The sequence below is a fragment of the Kribbella sp. NPDC051587 genome (assembly GCF_044453945.1).
In the GTDB taxonomy this organism is placed as follows: domain Bacteria; phylum Actinomycetota; class Actinomycetes; order Propionibacteriales; family Kribbellaceae; genus Kribbella.
This window is the reverse complement of record NZ_JBITDE010000028.1, coordinates 1-1,449: the sequence shown is the minus strand read 5'-3', so window position 1 is coordinate 1,449 and position 1,449 is coordinate 1. Positions and strand designations below refer to the sequence as shown.

General features: G+C 64.9%; 1 protein-coding gene. It reads left to right on the top strand.

What is annotated here, in order from left to right; translation table 11 throughout:
* The first annotated feature begins 194 nt into the window (after window positions 1–194).
* A complete protein-coding gene (locus ACIA49_RS41835; RefSeq protein ID WP_396383932.1) occupies window positions 195–1,370 on the top strand; it encodes an integrase core domain-containing protein in 1,176 nt (391 codons plus the stop codon).
* Window positions 1,371–1,449: the final 79 nt, after the last annotated feature.

The window sequence follows — 1,449 nt, the reverse complement described above, 5'->3', positions numbered from 1 at the left end:
TGTTATGTCTCAGGACATCGGTGACAGTTCTGGTTCTAGAGATCGGTGACGGTTTCGGGGTTTTGGTGGTGACACTTCGGTGAGCCGGTGCCGCGAGCAGGGTGTCGACTGCATCGGTGCCGAACAACGAGCTGGTTGATCCTCGTATCCGTCTCGCAATCGTCCGGTGGCCGTGCGATGCGCCTCGTGGGGCAGTGACGACCTTCTGCGCCGAGCACGCCATCTCCCGCAAGACGTTCTACGAGATCCGCCGCCGAGCCCTGACCGACGGGCCCGCGGCGGCACTGGAACCGAAGTCACGGCGGCCGAAGTCGAGCCCGTCGAAACTGACCGACGAGATCAAACAGCAGGCGATCGGAGTCCGGGCCGCTCTCGAGCAGTCCGGGCTCGACCACGGGCCGATCAGCGTGCACGACAAAATGCACGCCATGGGCCTGCAGACGGTGCCCTCGGTCGCGTCGCTGGCCCGGATCTTCCGCCAGAGCGGTGTCGCGCGGCGCGAACCCAGGAAGAAACCCCGGTCAGCGTGGCGCCGGTTCGTCTATCCGGCACCGAACGCCTGCTGGCAACTCGACGCCACCGAATACGTCCTCACCCGCGGCCGCAAATGCGTCATCTTCCAGCTCATCGACGACCACTCCCGCTACGCCCTCGCCTCCCACGTCGCCTGGAGCGAGACCGCACAAGCCGCCATCACCGTGTTCGACAAAGCGGTGGCCACTCACGGCGTCCCGCAACGACTGCTGTCCGACAACGGCATCGCGCTCAACCCGTCGCGCCGCGGACTCCTGGGCCAGTTCGTCGTCCACCTCATGGCACTGGGCGTCGAGCCGATCACCGGCAAACCCTACAAACCCACCACCCAGGGCAAGAACGAACGCTTCCACCAAACCCTGTTCCGCTACCTCGACAAACAACCCCTCGCCGAAACCCTCGACGAACTGCAGGCCCAGGTCGACGCCTTCGACGACATCTACAACACCCAGCGCCCACACCAGGCACTGCCCGGCCGCATCACCCCCCAAGCCGCCTGGCAAGCCACCAGCAAGACCGAAACACCCCGGCCCGCCCACGACCTGATCCAGCTCCCTCCCGCGCCGCCCCGACCCGCTCGCGCACCGAAAACCGCACACCTGCCTAACGGCACTATCGTCAAAAAGCTCTCCGGCGGTGGGAGCTTCATGCTCAACAAAGTTCACTACCAGGTCGACGGACGACGAGCCTTTCAGCAGGTCCTCGTCGTCATCGCCGGCGACACAATCACAGTCGCCGACCTCCAAGGCGAAGTCCTCATCGAACACACCCGCCCTGCGCCCGGAACCACCTACGTCGGCAACGGCCACCGCAGCGGCCCACGCCGCGACCACTGAACCGTCACCCATGTCCTGACACACCAACTGTCACCGATGTCCTGATGCAGAACCGTCACCCATGTCCTGAGACATCACA